Source organism: Paenibacillus sp. JT22N7 (genome assembly GCF_059383875.1).
In genome coordinates this window covers 149,896-164,822 of the sequence record NZ_JBXENY010000012.1, presented here as the reverse complement: position 1 = coordinate 164,822, position 14,927 = coordinate 149,896, and the positions used below count along the sequence as shown (strand labels likewise).

Annotated in this window: 10 protein-coding genes; 2 read left to right on the top strand and 8 right to left on the bottom strand. The window is 46.4% G+C overall.

Annotated features, from left to right (window positions below; translation table 11 throughout):
* Positions 1–113: 113 nt before the first annotated feature.
* The 3 genes from AC50Y5_RS27745 to AC50Y5_RS27735 all read right to left on the bottom strand — a co-directional run bounded on the left by AC50Y5_RS27745 (position 114) and on the right by AC50Y5_RS27735 (position 6,472).
* Positions 114–4,022, bottom strand: coding sequence for a hypothetical protein (locus AC50Y5_RS27745; protein ID WP_494864490.1), 3,909 nt, complete (start codon positions 4,020–4,022; stop codon positions 114–116).
* Between the two features lie 296 nt (positions 4,023–4,318).
* The gene (locus AC50Y5_RS27740; RefSeq protein ID WP_494864488.1) at positions 4,319–5,287 is read right to left on the bottom strand and encodes a serine hydrolase domain-containing protein; all 969 of its coding nucleotides are present in this window, start codon (positions 5,285–5,287) and stop codon (positions 4,319–4,321) included.
* Between the two features lie 324 nt (positions 5,288–5,611).
* Complete coding sequence (locus AC50Y5_RS27735; protein WP_494864486.1) at positions 5,612–6,472, bottom strand: hypothetical protein; 861 nt, start codon at positions 6,470–6,472, stop codon at positions 5,612–5,614.
* 166 nt (positions 6,473–6,638) lie between these two features.
* Between AC50Y5_RS27735 and AC50Y5_RS27730 the strand changes: the two genes are divergently transcribed.
* Positions 6,639–7,283 (top strand): hypothetical protein, encoded by a 645-nt coding sequence (locus tag AC50Y5_RS27730; protein WP_494864483.1) that lies wholly within the window; start codon positions 6,639–6,641, stop codon positions 7,281–7,283.
* 47 nt (positions 7,284–7,330) lie between these two features.
* Here AC50Y5_RS27730 and AC50Y5_RS27725 read toward each other — a convergent pair whose 3' ends face one another.
* Positions 7,331–7,753 (bottom strand): DUF4259 domain-containing protein, encoded by a 423-nt coding sequence (locus AC50Y5_RS27725; RefSeq protein ID WP_494864478.1) that lies wholly within the window; start codon positions 7,751–7,753, stop codon positions 7,331–7,333.
* 345 nt (positions 7,754–8,098) lie between these two features.
* Positions 8,099–8,476, bottom strand: a complete 378-nt coding sequence (locus AC50Y5_RS27720; protein WP_056028462.1) for a MerR family DNA-binding transcriptional regulator — start codon at positions 8,474–8,476, stop codon at positions 8,099–8,101.
* Between the two features lie 133 nt (positions 8,477–8,609).
* Between AC50Y5_RS27720 and AC50Y5_RS27715 the strand changes: the two genes are divergently transcribed.
* The gene (locus tag AC50Y5_RS27715) at positions 8,610–9,248 is read left to right on the top strand and encodes a nitroreductase family protein (protein WP_494864475.1); all 639 of its coding nucleotides are present in this window, start codon (positions 8,610–8,612) and stop codon (positions 9,246–9,248) included.
* Between the two features lie 300 nt (positions 9,249–9,548).
* On the opposite strand, the gene AC50Y5_RS27710 is transcribed toward AC50Y5_RS27715, so the two are convergent.
* The 3 genes from AC50Y5_RS27710 to AC50Y5_RS27700 all read right to left on the bottom strand — a co-directional run bounded on the left by AC50Y5_RS27710 (position 9,549) and on the right by AC50Y5_RS27700 (position 14,432).
* Positions 9,549–10,637 (bottom strand): low temperature requirement protein A, encoded by a 1,089-nt coding sequence (locus tag AC50Y5_RS27710; protein WP_494864606.1) that lies wholly within the window; start codon positions 10,635–10,637, stop codon positions 9,549–9,551.
* 175 nt (positions 10,638–10,812) lie between these two features.
* A complete protein-coding gene (gene cysI / locus AC50Y5_RS27705; protein ID WP_494864473.1) occupies positions 10,813–12,534 on the bottom strand; it encodes an assimilatory sulfite reductase (NADPH) hemoprotein subunit in 1,722 nt (573 codons plus the stop codon).
* Between the two features lie 35 nt (positions 12,535–12,569).
* Positions 12,570–14,432, bottom strand: a complete 1,863-nt coding sequence (locus tag AC50Y5_RS27700) for an assimilatory sulfite reductase (NADPH) flavoprotein subunit (protein ID WP_494864601.1) — start codon at positions 14,430–14,432, stop codon at positions 12,570–12,572.
* Positions 14,433–14,927 lie beyond the last annotated feature (495 nt).

Genomic DNA, 14,927 nt, shown 5'->3' with positions numbered 1-14,927 from the left:
TAGTCTTGCAGACTGGCGCCATACAGCTATAGTATAAAAAGCTGTATGGCGCTCAAGCTGCATCACATGCTCTTGCAATACTTCAATAGCTGCTATTAAAGCGAAGATTGCTCTTAGGTTACTGGAATGGAATAGACCTCAAGATTCGATCCGCTGCGGATGACATCATACGTCTGCGTCGAATCGGATACCTTCCAGTAGCCACTTGGATTTATCGTTTGGATCGTAGTCGGATTCGCCAGCGTAATGCCGTTTGCTGAGAAATCAGCCTGAACTGCCGCAACATTGGCATTATTGAAATCCGACTGGTCGCTGAGCGGCAAATCGAACAGCGGCGGAGTCGGAATCCAATGACTGATCGACGGCTCCGTCGTATTGTTCGGGCCGATAATAGGCTCGTAGTTCAGCGTATAGACATTGCGCCATACGTCAACGACAAGCTTCGCTGCGCTGATAAACTGCGGGCTCGTCGGCTGTAATTGCGAATCCGGTGTACGGACAAGGAACGTACCGTCTGGGTTATAGATATCCAAAAAGTAGTCACTTGGCTCCTTGCCGCCGGCTACATAAGAAAGCACGTAGAGATAGCCTTTCGCTTCAACAGCTACATCCAAATACGTAATGTCGGTGCGGTTCTCAGGGTTGTAAAGCAGCATGAAGGACAAATAGCGATTGACGTTAAGAGTCTGGCTGTCCGCTGCATCGGTGGAGATGTAATACGATTGCGCGCCGTTCCAATCCTCTACCACCCAGCTGCTGCCCTTCGCGCGGACATCAACGGTCACATTGTTCAGCACATCAAATACGTTGAGAACCAGGTCGTTTTTCTTAATATTGTAAACTGCATTCTTGTTCGGGTCGGTAATCGTCCATGCCGCTCCAGAAGTTACGACCGTGACGTACGTACTGACCTCATGATTGCTCATTTGATCGCTTTCGTAGGTCAGGAACACACCTTGGAAAGCGAAGGCATTGATGATATTGTCCGAGAGTTGGCCTTGATTCAAACTCGCGACAAGAGATTCATCCAGATCAAAAATATGTGTCAGGCCATTTTCCTGGAACTGGAGCTGCAGCGCATCCGAGAATATGCCATTATCCAGGTCTGATGAATAGACCGAAGCCTCAAGCGTGAACAGCTTATCACCCAGGAAGCTGGAAACCGGATTGCCTTTCGTATCGAAAGCTTGAATCCGCTTATTAAGCGTTTCCAGAATAAGCACGCGACCGTCTGGTGTTACGGAGATGGATTTTGGCCCTTGCAGGAGCCCTTGGCGAACACCAAGCCCGGATACCATCTGAGCGTCAGGCGCATGCGCATCGTCGGTCGGCGAATCTGGAATTTGAAGAATTTCCATCTTGCTGTCTTTCCAGCTGACTGCAATGACCGCTCCATCCGGATGAACGACCATCGCGTCGATATTGGACAGATTGAACCGTCCCCAGCTCTTCAAATTCGGATCATTCAAACCGAATCCGCTTTCGCCGTCCATCAGGTTAACCTGGCGCAAATTCATTTGGCTATTGCGGGTATCTAGAATGAAATTGTTCAGGCTGACAGTCTGTCCACTTCCATCTGGCTCAAGGCCAAATTGGTCATAGGCGATATAAGGCTGCACCGTGAGTTGAACCTCGGACGACTTGTAGCGTGACTGCGGATCAGCCAGCACCGAGACGTTCTGGGCCATATAATTCTGACCTGACGCGCTCCATACATAGCCAATCTGGTAAGCTTGGTCATTCAGCGTAATATCGACCGGTTTGCAAATGTAATGGCCGCCGCTGCTGCAGTCCAGACTGGATAGGGTGGCCGTTGGCAGATCACCGGCATGCCACACATGCTTGTCCGAGTTTTGGTCGTATATGATTTTCTCTTTGTAGTTGTACTGTGTATCCTGGGTAAGCGGCACTAGAATTTCGGTAATATCCGCACTCAGCGAAAGGGAAGAGGATCCACTGCTCGGGAAGGCGTCCATCCATTCACTCTGGTATTTGCCACAGAGCCAGCCGTTGGCCGAATAGATGCCGGCTGTGATTTGAATGCTCCCGCCGACAGGCAGATCCGCGAAGGTCAGCTGCAGCGGCGTGTTCGAGGTTGTGGCAGGCATGTTGCCGCTAAGAACGAAGTTCGTGCCGCCCTTGTATTGCACCGTCACTTGGTAATGGTCAGACACGGCGGGCCATACGGCTGTCTCGGGATGCCCGGGCTCGCCATGGGTCGGATCCGGATGAAGCGTGAAATTCAAATTCATCGAACGGCAGATGTCAATGGAAAGAGTAGCCGGCGAGGACAGAATTTCTCCAGTCGTAACGGCCATTTCCGCAAAGTTGATCGCCATGTTGGCCGCACGAAGCGCCCAGCCGACAAACGGAACTTCATCCTCCAGCTCCGCAACCGTGATCTGGCCCGTTATATAAAGCGCCAGTTTCTCAAGCCCCTTAGCAAGCAGAATGCCGGCCATAGCGTCCGCAAAGCTGAATAGCACGGATTTTGCATTGGTTAAGGCTGCTGCTGTTGCAACGCCCCCGCCGACAATTGGGAAAGCAACCGCAAGGGCAGCTACGACATTTTCAGTGTCAGACACAAACTCATTAAACCATTTGGAGCTCGTAATCGCTGCCCCAGCAATTAGAAACACCGAAGGAATTCCGTATTGGAAAATACCTGTCAGTATTGCGCCTGAAGGGTCGACGTCTCCATCCCATTTTGAAGTGCCGAGACACCCGAAGAGCAGCTTAAGCTGAGTTGCTTCCTCCGGAAAGACGAACGAGAGCGTCTTCGGATCGGTCGGCATCGGAATGCCAAGAATCGTATTGACGGCGGATACGCTTGAGATATACTTCTTCTTGTCCGTCTCGAACCAGCTGGAAATCGAGGATGGCAGTTGATCCACCCAGCCTGACGGGTTGGAGATCGCATCCCCGTTCTCATTGAAAAATTCCGCATAGGCAGTCAATGTGCGCAAATACGTATTTTTCACCTGTATCGAAAACTTGCCGTCGTCGCTAAAGGAAATCGTATCGGCATAAACGCCTAAGCCGTGATGCGGGGTCTCTTCTTTTACCGTCCATTTGAACGTCTGATCTCCCACCGCTGCGAGTTTTGCACGGGACGCCGAGAACGATTTTTCAACCGAGCCCGTTGTGGATCCTCCATCCTGCTGGTAGGCCGTCTTGCCCTGATTGACCGTCCATGTCTGATTTTGAAGGGAATTGTCGTTGCTTGCACTTTGCATGGCGCCAGTCATTGGTGAGGTTGCATTTTGTACGGTTAAATCTGACCAGCTGTAAATGAGGATTGGATCCCCCGCTTTATGCGTACCCATGTCATAGCCATAAGTAAGCGGAGTGCCGTTCTGGTCAACCGAATTTGTAATTTTAGCCCAGCCGCCTGTGGAGGATGCAGGACCCTGTTTGCTGATGATTGTCGCTAGATTGTACACTTGGTTATACTGGGCCGGATTAACATTTTGAGGTGGTGCGATGTGATCGTTCATCACGATATTCGCTGTATAAGGCTTATTAGAGGATAGCTCTGGGTAGTGGAACAGAATCGCTGTTGCAATATCCCATGGGCTTAACAGATCTTCGGCATCAAGGTTGACCTGAAGGGCATCAAAGGTGTTAAGCTGGGCGACACCAAGACTTGTTAGTTTGGGATGTAAATGCAGCGAGTTTGCGGCAAGCTTGCTCTTTATGTGATTGACTCGGTGTACTTTCGGAATGTGAAAGGAAACATGATGCAGCTTGGGGAGGTATACATTCGGATCGTGATCAGGAGAGGTTACACGGATGCGGGTTAGACGATCACTTTGGAACAGGGACTCGGAAATTTCAACAAAATGCGTGAATTTCTGTCTCTGCTGTTCAGGTATTAGTGCGAGAGCACTATTGGTCCGTGTCGAATCGAGCAGCGTCTGCGGCGTGTGATTGTGCAGCGCATACTTGTACTGCCCGATATGCAAGGTGAGCGGTACCTCCGTAGAATGAGATACGAGCTCAAAATGCAAGGTTTTGTTCATGGCTTCAGTCTCCTCTGAAAAATTAGTTATTTCCAAAAAAACTAGCATTTTCTGACTGCGCCATGCTGTTATGAAATTGGGGTGCGAATACTGACATCCGCCTTCTTCGTGGAAGAGTATTGCAGGTACTAGGAATGAAAGTCTCTTGCCCATTCGCAAGGAATATTATATCAAATTATATCGAATTTTGGAATAAAATATAAAAAATATCCTTGTAAATTTTTTACTATAATTCAACCCATACTCAGAAAGGCGCACAAAAAGACAGCTCTAAATACTTGCCGCTCTAGGAGCGTTTATTTTTGCATTGCATCCAATACCCGAAGCATCAGCCTATAGGACAAACTCGGAGTGGAAACCTGATTGACCGTACCTGTCAAATACAAATCCTTCTCTGGACAATAATACGCGAATGCTCCCGATAAACCGGAATGTCCGATTAGCTCTGGAATGGATCGCAGCGGCGAGAAAAACCTAGGAAGCTTGAATTTCGCGATTCCAATGCCGTACTGTAACGGAAAAAAGATTTTATTCCAAACATAAAGCTCGCTCAAATCGTGTTTAGGAAATAATTCACCTTCAAAAAAAGCCCTCAGAGAGCGCATCAGCTCGTCTGCAGTGGAGACAATTCCTCCATCCGGTCCGAAGGAGGCCATGGCCTCTGGTACATGCAAGGAAGATTTTTTATAGTAAAGAGGCTTAGGAGTTTGATCATGGTTGTTTGTATAGATGTAGGTTTCGGATAAAGCCAAGGGCTCGTAAATGAACAACTTGAAAACATCTTCTAATTTATTATTCATTACGTTCTCGATAATCTTGCCAAGCAATTGATAGTTGGTATCGGAATATAATGCCTTGCCTTTCTTACCAGGCGGGAAGTGTGAATTCATTTGCTTCACGTCCTCCATCACCTTGTCGAACGACCATGAAGTATCGTATCCGGCAAGGAGTTCAACCTTTAGACTCTTACTGTTTTGTCTTACTTGCTCAAAGTAATCCGGCAGACCCGAAGTATGGGCCATCAATTGTCGAATCGTAATGTCGTAGGAATATTCGGTTCCTTGGTAGCGATGGATTCCCGAGAGAATCTCCTTGTCTAGGTAACGGCTTATTTGGTCAGTCAACTGGATTTTTTTCAGCTCTCTTAGCTTTAACATGGTTGCGGTTACAAAAAGTTTGGTCGTGCTCGCGATAAAAAACTGATTATTTTGATTCATATCGCCAGCCGCTCCGGTCCATATCAACTGTTTATTTCCCGATTCCATTCTCAGAACCGTCCCAAATATGTTTTTATGATCTACAGAAGAGACAAGAATCTCCTCAAGCTGTTGATGCAATCGTTTCTTTATTGAAACCAACTCCTTCCCATGCTAATTTATAACGTGTACTGGTTAAGCTTATGTTATAGATAGAAGCAAAATACTGGATAGTAGGGCAACCATTTATTTTGTCATCCCTTATGATACTGTTTATCGCTCATGCTCTTAAACTTTCACTTAAACTTTCTTTTAAATGTCAGAAAAATACCCGCATGCCCTGATTAGAATTCGTCCAAGCAGTGGCAGGCGGGTATTTTTTACTCGATACGATTAAGGCTGAAAAGACCTTGTGCTTTCCAACGTTCGCATAAAAGCCTCTATATTGTCTTTAATAAACCCCGTATTATCAAAACCGGCATTGGCAGTGATGTCCTTGATATCTTTGACGAACGCAGTCAAGCTGGCAGTAGAGGCCTTCTCGAATCTGTTCTCACCGGCAATGTCCCCGATCGGTTTGGCAGCTTCCTCTCTGTATGCCTTCAGCCAATCCGTATTTGTCGATGCTTTCTTAGCGAAGGTTTGCAAGATGCTGTTCCAGTCTTTTCCGTTCACAATTGCATCTTGCAGCTTGTCCAGCGTATTCGGCTCGAATTTCTTCATCATATAGTTCAAATCAATATAATCGTCTGGAGCCCCAATAGGCCTTTGCGGCGGGGTTTCGTAATGGAATTCATTCGTTTCAGGGTCTACCGTTCTCGTTTGGGAGATGGCGCCGATTTGACGAATCGTATTCATAAATTCCGCCGCTTCATCATCCTTCATATAGTTGTCCGCGATATACTTAGCTTGGGTAAGTCCCAATTCTAATAAGGCTGCTCTTTTCTCTTCTCCAGCTACATCTGTAATGATATTGGATTGAATGATGCCATAAACAGCTTCCCTCACCTCCGCGGGCTGATCTGTGAGAAGGCGGTTCAGCAAATCATTGATTTGCACAGTTCCAAAGTATTTAGCCGAATGATTCACAATATCAGATTGCGCCAACTGTCTGGCAGCCGGGCTGATCTCCACTGTATCGGTATCATGCGAAAGCCCGGGTATCGTGCCTGTAACCAAGGCCGGTTTATCGGCCTGCTGTTTCGAATTGGTGTATAAATTCAAGTCGTACTGGGTTGAGCTATAAATCCTCATCCTTAACGCACCCCTATTCCATTCATTTATTTCGGTTATTCACTTCTATTTATAGTATCGGAATATTCTTTTGTATTTTTTATATTAATTTACAAAAAAGGAGGTGAATAATTGGTAGATCGTAGATTCAATTTGTTAAAATGTGATAATATAAGTGGAGTCAATATTGGGCGGTGAGAAGAAAGAAATGGACAAATTAAAAAATAGCGGCTTTTATAAGCTTAAATTTTTCATAACACCGGAAGAGTTTAAAAGCATTTTGATGCTTTTTGAGCATAAGCAAGTGCAGTTCCATCGTACCGATTATGCCCAAACGAAGCATGATTACGATCTGGTGTATGCCGCTTATGAAGCTTTTTATAAATATTTTACGGCAGAGGAACAAAGAATGGATTATCACCCCTTCTTTGTTTATTCCATTTCTGTTAAGTCTGATCATGAAAGCACCGGTTTTTTTGCGAGAAATGAAGGTATCTCATTTCCCTACTACGGACAATGGTCGGAGGATGAGCTGCCTTGCATCATGCTTTCCTTTCCTAAAGGCTTTCAAATTAATATGGCGGATGAGCAAGGAAATTATTATTTTTATGAGGATATTCGGGAGCATCAGCCGTTAGCATATGCTTTTTTTAATGAAATCACAAAAGATATTAAAAAAATGACAAAACCGCTTCGTTTTTCGGTACATGCAGCAACAGCAGATGTTTCGCAAGAGCAAAAACCACCTGCGCGCATAAGCAAACATGCAATGACTGACTTGGTTAACTCTTGGATTTTCAAGAAATATAAGCTTATGATGATTGGCAAATAGGCTGCAACCGCTTAAAGCGGCTGCAGCCAGTGTTTATTTTTTACTATTTAAAGCCGCTCCGCTAAAATGCGAACCACTTTTTCCAAATGGTTGATCCAATCCGGATCTCCATCCCACAGTTCATACAGCTCGCGTTCCCCGCCCTTATTATCCAACACCTGCTGAACCAATTGCTTTAGCTCAAGCAGATCTTCCTTATTCCAGACGATCTCCGCCAAACCACTCAGTTCTTCGTACTGCGTCCTACCGTTTTCGATATAGACGCACACAATTTCTGCTAGAGCAATCGCTGTATTATCGTAAAGGAAATCCACCTCTTCCGGATCTTCCGCAAGGAATCCGAGCTCTCTATAATGAGCTAGAAGCTCTTTCAATTTAATAGACTGGCGGTCCACTGCATATTTGCCTAAAGCATCAAGAACATCAAGACCTTCATCGCTTTCCAGCGCTGCTGTTCCCCAAGATCCCATCGTATTTCTCACCTTTCTATTCGTAATTCTACCATTTTAACATGGATTGGAATTGGAATTAATCACCCTTAAGCAACAATAATATGTTTGAATATGAGCAATTAGGCATACATATATCTACCAAAAGGTGGATAAGACGAGCGTTTATCATCTATTTTGCACTTAGGCGGTTGCTTCTGAGTTCCAGCAGCAGGAATCGTTTGCATAAAGGTATCAGACTGCCGCTACTTTATTAAATAAACTATGGTATCTGTTAGCTCAGTGATGAATTACAGAACTCATATGTTTCAATTGAATGATTAGTAGTAAGTCGATTTGCAGGCTAAACGATGGCTTCAAAAGGGTTTACACAGTTGTATCCATAGATCTGCATGGGGTCTGAAAATTTGCCTTGCCCTCTAACACATCAGCTAAAAATGTTTTTGATGTTTGCAATTTTGCTTCTAGCTCCTGGATCTGTTGAATTTTTTCCATCACCAATACTTTCTTTTCTATATAGAAATTTTCGTTTTCGTTTATGAGCAGGATTAATTCCTGAATAGTAAAACTTACGGTGAGCAAAGTTTTCACATCCTCCAGAAAACCAATCACACCCTCATGATATACGCGATAATTATTTTCATCTCTTGATACAAACTGCTCCGGAATCAACTGTTTGCGTTCATAGAATCGCAAGGTGGATACTGGCAGCCCTGTCAACTTGGACACTTCACTCGCTTTCATAGCCTATTCCCTTCTGAACACTAGAATAATTTATATTTGCTATAAACCAAGGTTCATAGTTCATAATAAAAACATGATAACCAGTGACATCACTTATGTCAAAAAAACTGGTCACATCAAAAGGAGAGATTACATGCTGGAACATATCCAAAATAACGATTTTGTCAACATTATTACTGGCCGGCGTTCCGTACGCCATTATGATGAGCAGGTCAAGATTTCAAAGGAAGAATTGCATGATATCATTAATGAAGCAAGTTTAGCGCCTTCTTCTGCAAATATACAACCATGGCGTGTTATCGTAGTTCATACCCCTGAAGGGAAAAACAAGCTTCGGCCACTTGTACAATTCAATACGCAACAAAATGATACATCAGCCGCTATGCTAATTATTTTGGGCGATACTCAGAGTGAACGGTATGTAGAAGAGATTTATAATGCAGCTGTGGAACAAGGGAAAATGCCGAAGGAGGTGCGCGACAAGCAGGTAACACAAATATTAAGTATGTTTCCTCTACTACCTCGAGAAGTAAAGATTGAGGTGGCCAAAATCGATGCAAGTTTATTTGCCATGCAACTTATGCTGGTAGCCCGCGCGCATGGGTATGACACCAATCCTATGGCAGGTTTTGAACGTGATAAGGTTGTTAACACATTTGATCTGGACGACGAACGGTATGTTCCGGTCATGATCCTTTCAATCGGCAAAGCTCAAGAAGAAGGACATGAATCGGTGCGTTTGTCTAGTGAGAAAATTACCTTTTGGCGCTGATATCCATTTATTTTGGGAGTTCTATGATAGATATATACCTTAGCCCATTAATGTCGATATGTTGACTGATATGCAGTATAGGTATTAGGAGCATTGCAAATCCTTATGCTTACAGACATTTAAAACGACTTCGACTTTTAAAAAAACACAACAATACAAGGTATGTCCGGATATGACTTCATAATCACCTTCGGGATGGGGGCGTCTGGGCGGGCTGGTTCAAGCTGCCCGCCCAAACGCTCTCTTTTATGCACACTACCCTTACCCTTGCCTGTTAGCTTAACGAGCATACTTTGAACGCTAAGCCGTTGTTTTGGCAAATACGATAAAAAACAGCACTAGCTCCAGAAGCACGACCGTCGGCGGCACTACAACGAGCAAGTTCACGCTGAATAAAACAAGCAGCAGCAGCAACAGCAGCGAAATATGCTTCACGGTCGGGCGCAAATGCTCAAAGCGGTAGCTGTATAACACGCACATAACCGACAGAAAATAAATGAACACAGAGCCAAAAACAAATCCGAGCATAAAACCATATTCCAGTTTGTTCAAAAATACCAGCTGAATCGAAGCAGCGATCATGCAAAGCGATAAATAGATAAACAAGTGGCCGTAAATAATCGTCTGCCCTGCCGTTCGCTTCGTTTTATCCACATTTTTCTCCATGTTCTCGAAATATTGCCACCAAATCGCAATGACGAGAATAAAAGAGAGTGCAACGAAAGCAATAGAAGTAAAACTCATATCTCCGGCATCCAAAATCGAAAGCAGGCTAACAACCGATTCCCCCAGCAAAATCAGCGTAAACAGCGAAAAACGCTCCAGTAAATGCGGGGTATGGATCGGCGTGACAACGAGATGCTTGCGGCCAATTAACGGAACGATGATGTCCAAAATAATGCCCGCATACAAAATGGCGTAACGCAGCCACGAGTCAAAAAACAAGGAACACGACGATATTGCTATCCCCAGCCAAAAATAGGTACCGAAAAATCGTGCGGTTTGCAGTTTATGCAGCACCTCTGAACGCGCCGTCAGCAAATATTGCACGGTCGTTATAATCCGAAGCCCTATATATCCAATAAAAAAGGGCACATAATACGCGTCAAAATCAACATTCAAGCTTGCTGTCATAATAAGGACGAAAAACATTTGCACCACGATAAATAATCGGTGCTTCAGCGTATCCTGGCCAAAACGATTGTTGTACATCGTCTGTCCAACCCATGCCCACCAAATCGGCACAAAAATCAAGATGAATTTGGACAAATGCTCCCAAGTAATGCTGCTATGCTCCACATGAAGCAGCACATGAGTAGCCTTGGAAACGGCCGCGACAAACAATAAATCATAAAACAGCTCCAGCCACGTTACTTTTTTCTCTGGCATCATCGCTATGATGTGCTCCTCTCTTGGCATTCGTTCAATTTCACTCTCTATCTCTACTTCGACTCAATTATTATAAACATCCAGCCGCTCATTAGGCAATAAGCGAAATAAGGCCTGGAGCAAATGCCCCAGACCTTATATTCCTGTTTATCGTTTTGAGAAAAAGCAAGCGCCTTTAATCGTGGAAATTGAGCCCTGACGTCGTCGCCTTCACATAGCCATTGCGAATGACGAAATCGCCGAAATGCTCGCCCTGCTCGCGCTCTTTCGCGAAGCGGTTAATAATAGGCGTCAGCGTGCTGATGATTTCCGTTTCATCAATGTTTTCTTTGTACATCTTATTCAAACGGTCGCCGTTGAAGCTTGCTCCCATGTACATATTGTATTTGCCCGGCGATTTTCCAATAAATGAAATTTCCCCAAGCGCAGGACGTCCGCAGCCATTCGGGCAGCCCGTCATCCGAATAACGATGGACTCGTCGCGAAGACCCGCTTCATCCATAACGACATCGAGCTTGTCGATCAAAGTCGGCAAGTACCGTTCCGCTTCCGCCATGGCAAGACCACAGGTCGGCAGCGCTACGCAGGAAATCGAGCTGCGGCGCAAAGCCGAATAATGCAAGCCATCCGTCAGCTTGTATTGCTCGATCAGCTCCAGGATTTTGCGTTTTTTCTGCGTCGTAATATTGGCAATAACAAGATTCTGGTTCGGCGAAAGGCGGAAGTCTCCCGTATGGATCTTCGCAATTTCACGGAGGCCCGTCATCAGCTTATAGTCGCCATCATCTTGAATCCGTCCGCTTTGAATGTAAAGCGTCAGATTCCATTTGCCGTTGGTGCCTTTAATCCAGCCGTAACGGTCGCCATTGCTGTCGAAGTGGAATTCGCGCGGCGCTTCCAGCTTCCAGCCCATTCTTTTATGCAGCTCGTCAACAAACCAGTCCAGACCGTGGCGGTCAATCGTGTATTTGAAACGGGCATTTTTACGAACGGAGCGATTGCCATAATCGCGTTGAATCATAACGGTCTTCTCGGCAATGTCAATCGTTTGCTCAGGCGTACAGAAGCCAATGACGCGGCCAAGCTGCGGGTAAGTCGCCGTATCACCATGCGTCATGCCCATACCGCCACCGACGGTTACGTTAAAGCCGACAAGCTTGCCATTTTCCAAAATCGCAATATAGCCAAGATCCTGGGAATAAACATCTACATCATTGGACGGCGGAACCGCCATCCCGATTTTGAATTTACGCGGCAAGTAAACCGGTCCATAAATCGGTTCCACTTCGCCAGCAGCTTCCGAGCTTTCTACCTTCTCGCCATCCAGCCAAATTTCATGATACGCAGGCGTGCGCGGCGCTAGATGATTATTGATGCGTCTCGCCCACTCATTCACCTGCTCATGTGCTTCGGACAGATGCGGATTCGGATTGCTCATCACGTTGCGGTTAACGTCGCCGCAAGCAGCAAGCGTCGTCAACAGCTTGTCGTTGATCGTACGGATCGTCTTTTTCAAATTCCATTTCAGCACGCCGTGCATTTGGAAAGCCTGGCGCGTCGTCAGACGCAGCGTCCCATTGCCGTACTTGTGCGCCAATTCATCCATAGCCAGCCATTGCTCTGGTGTGGCTACGCCGCCGGGCGCAACTACACGAAGCATGAACTGATAGGCAGCCTCAAGCTTTTGCTTCTCACGTTCATTACGCAAATCCCGGTCGTCCTGCATGTAGCTGCCGTGGAATTTCATCAACCGGTTTTCGTCTTCTGGCAGACTGCCCGTAATTGGATTGCGCAAATTCTCTACGAGCGCTCCCCGCAAGTAATTGCTCTCAATTTTGATAATTTCAACGTCGCTCGGCGGGCCGCCGATCGGCTTTACGATTTGATCATTTGCCATTGCTGCTTTCTCCTCTCGCACTCGCTTTGGTCCGTTTAGTACACGTCGCGCTGGTAGCGCTGCTGCTGCTGCATATCGGCGAGATAAGCTTCCGCCTTCTCACGGCTGATGCCGCCTTCCTGTTCAATAACCGTGATAAGCGCGGAATGCACATCATGTGCCATATGCTTCTCGTCGCCGCATACATAAACATGGGCACCGGCTTGCAGCCACTCATACAGCTCCGCTGCTTGCTCCAAAATGCGGTGCTGCACGTAAACTTTTTCTTCTGAATCGCGCGAGAACGCGAGGTCCAGCTTCGTCAGAACGCCGTCCTTCAGCATGCGCTGCCAATCCGTTTGATAGAGGAAGTCCGTTACGAAATGGCGGTCACCGTAAAACAACCATGATTTCCCTTCCGCCCCCGTTTCCTCGCGCTCCTCCATGAATGCCCGGAAAGGGGCTACGCCTGTGCCTGGACCGATCATAACAATCGGCGTTTCGGCGCTTGCCGGCAGCTTGAAATTCGGGTTGTTTTGAATATAGATCGGCACCGTATCACCTGGCTCCAAACGCTCTGCCGTATGAATCGAGCATACGCCGTAACGCTCACGGCCATTTGCCTCGTAACGCACAGCGCGAATCGTCAAATGCACCTCGTCCGGATTAGCCTGGAAGCTGCTGGCAATGGAATAAAGACGTGCTGGCAGCTTGCGCAAAATACCGACGAATGCAGCAGGCGTAAAGTTCCAAGGCGCAAAATCCTGCACCAGATCAAGCAAATCGCGGCCGTTGATATATTCCTTCAGCTCTTTCTCTTTGCCTGGCGCTGCAAGCTCCTGCAGCCCGCTGTTTGCCGAAAGCTTCGCAGCCTGCTCCAGCAGCGGCTTCGTCAATACTGTAATTTCATAATGCTTCAGAAGTGCTTCGCGCAGCGAGCCTTCTTCGCCTTTTTTATTAAATGGAACCTTCTCGTCCGCACTCCAGCCTAATGCCTGAATGAGCTCATCGACAAGCTTCGGATGATTTTCTGGGAAAAGACCGAGGCAATCGCCGGGCTCATATTGCAAGCTTGATCCGTCAAGCGAAAGCTCCAGATGGCGCGTCTCGCGATCTGAACCGCGTCCATTCAAGTTAATGTTCGCGAGCACTTCCGCTTGAAACGGATTAGTACGCGAATATTCGGATTCAGCCATGCCAATCGAGGCGGTTGTGGATACAGCTGCTGGCTGAGCAGCTGCCGAGCCATTCACACGCTCGCTTAACGCAGCGGCAACCTGATTGAACCACTCTGCTGCTAGCTCATCATAATCGAGATCGCAGTCCACACGCGGCGTCAGGCGCTTGCCGCCCAGTTCTTCAAGACGAACGTCGAAATCTTTACCAGTCTGGCAAAAGAATTCATAAGACGTATCGCCGAGCGACAGAACGGAGAAATACAATTCATCCAGCTGCGGCGCTCTTTTGCTATATAGGAACTCATGGAACGATATTGCATTATCCGGCGGTTCGCCTTCTCCATGGGTACTTGCAATAATCAATAAATTTTCAACCTTCTTCAAGCCATTAGGCTTGAATTTGTTCATGGCGGACAAGGTCACCTGAAAGCCGTTTGCCTCCAGCTTGCTTGCAAGCTTGCCAGACAGACGCTGGCTGTTGCCCGTCTGCGATCCGAATAAAATCGTCACCTCGCGCGAGCCTGCCGACTGAGCGGGTGCTGACAGCGCTTCCTCTGCTACAGCAAGCGCCGCGCTTAATTGCGGCTCTGCACTAATAGGGGCAAAAGCTGCTGTGCTCTGAACTGCGGACAAATATCCGCATAACCATATATGCTGCGATTCCGTCAAAGTTGGCAGAAGGCGGTTAAGAAGCTCAACCTGCTCCTGATTAAAAGGACTGTTCGTCACCTGAAGTTGCAACAAAATCCACCTCTCATAAACATGAAATCATACTGTTTTTAAAATATAGGAAAGGATATGATTTTCTCATCCTTTCTCTATATTTCTCGGACTGAAACGCGCCGCACCGCCAAAGGACGGCTTTCGGCCGTTTCACCTTGTAATCTGCGTTTACACACTTTAGTCCATCATTAATATTCAAACTAACATATTAAGTGCAATCGGGCAATGCACACATGATGACCTAATTTTTACCAATTCATCGTTTCGGAAGCAAAATACAGCTAAATCCGAGTAAAATGGGGGTAATTCACCCTGTTTTAGCTGTATAAATTAAGAATTATGATGATTTCTATTAGAAAAAGTGATAGACGATTATGATGTTTTTTTGCAAGGTGAAACGGCTGCCGCCATCCTTTGGTGGCGCGGCGCGTTTCATTCCGAGAAATATAGAGAAAGGATTACATTAGGATATCCTTTCCTATATTTCAAGCGTAAACGGCTGTTGCTGTCCTG